Origin of the sequence: Pseudomonas defluvii, assembly GCF_001695625.1 — a bacterium.
GTDB lineage: Bacteria > Pseudomonadota > Gammaproteobacteria > Pseudomonadales > Pseudomonadaceae > Aquipseudomonas > Aquipseudomonas defluvii.
In genome coordinates, this window is record NZ_MBPN01000265.1 from 1 (window position 1) to 1353 (window position 1353).

At 48.4% G+C, this 1353-nt stretch carries 1 protein-coding gene and 1 pseudogene; both read right to left on the bottom strand.

Going from position 1 to position 1353, the window contains the following annotated elements; translation table 11 throughout:
• Positions 1–372, bottom strand: a pseudogene (locus tag EKA13_RS27185) (hypothetical protein); the annotation flags it as partial.
• 65 nt (positions 373–437) lie between these two features.
• Positions 438–1220 (bottom strand): hypothetical protein, encoded by a 783-nt coding sequence (locus tag EKA13_RS27190; RefSeq protein WP_065762030.1) that lies wholly within the window; start codon positions 1218–1220, stop codon positions 438–440.
• Positions 1221–1353 lie beyond the last annotated feature (133 nt).

The following is a 1353-nucleotide window of genomic DNA, read 5'->3' on the forward strand; positions in this document are numbered from 1 at the left end:
AAAATTTTTCCACTCACAAAATTCTGCGCCAGATGCTGTAAAGCGGTAGGCGAAATTCATGCGCTGATGGGTCATGCTCAACACAGCTACCATCAATACAGAAAAAAACAAAAGAGCGCACAATGAGCGCGTAGGCTCATCGTACCTTTCAAAATTTGAGTGCACAGAAAACCCAAACCAAACAGCAACCACCAGCCAGAAAACAAACAATCCATTAGCAATAACAGTATTGTAGTTTCTTGCCTTGATCCTCCACCCCAGCAGCTCTGGTTCATGTGCATACTTCCACGTCAGTTGCGGCGGAAGTTCTCGTGGCGTAGCCCAGTAGCTCAGCAGGGACCTCACTCCAAACAACCCTTCTGAAACCTTCATTTCGCCATCCCCTCTGGCACCTGAAACTTCACTCCGTAAATACTTACGTCTCCAAAACCTACTATTCAGTCATCCCTGTCTATGTGGCGAGCGACGCGAGGAACGTGTGGAAGCCGCTCTTCGAAAAAGGCCAGCAAATGATCAAACTCACGACGCTTCGCAAACAACGGCGCGGTACTTAAAGAGTCTTTGTTCATATAATCGTCATACCAGCAAAACTCCAAGCCGACCAACGTTTGTTTCTTATCGACCACCACCAACGTAAATCTCGACCACTCATAGGTTCTGTGATGAAATTCCGTCTGCAAGTCACGATAGACTTTCGAGTTCATTGAGGCGCGCAACAGCATCACTTTGGCTGGCCCGATCACAGCATAAATCAGATAACTAGCGTCGCGGTCGAGGGTTGCCATGCAGGCAAAGAGAATCGCCGTAACAATCGCGAGACACGTCAAGAACCTCAGCGCCCACTCTGGAAAATTTTTCCACTCACAAAATTCTGCGCCAGATGCTGTAAAGCGATAGGCAAAATTCATGCGTTGATGGGTCATGCACGAAACAGTAAATGCCATGAGACAGAAAAAAAACACGCAGGACAGCGTTCGCCAAGGCTGATCAGTACCTTCATAGACGTCATACATAATGAAGCACAATGCCAAGGTAAAAAAAAGCATGAAAATAAACATCCCATTAGCGACAGCGGTATTGTAGTTTCGCGCTTTTATCCTCCAGCTCAGCAGCTCTGGTTCACTTGCATACTTCCACGTCAGTTGCGGCGGAAGTTCTCGTGGCGTAGCCCAGTAGCTCAGCAGGGACCTCACTCCAAACAACCCTTCTGAAACCTTCATTTCGCCATCCCCTCTGGCACCTGAAGGTTCAACCCATAGAGGCTGTGTTTCTCCAACTTCTGTTCTTCAGGCAGCATGTCGGTGAACAGCGTATTTTGGCGCTCGGCCTCACGTAAATCGTCGCGCAGGGCCA

Coding starts and splice junctions, on each gene's coding strand:
- EKA13_RS27190 (WP_065762030.1), bottom strand. CDS start 1,220: ATGAAGGTTTCAGAAGGGTTGTTTGGAGTGAGGTCCCTGCTGAGCTAC.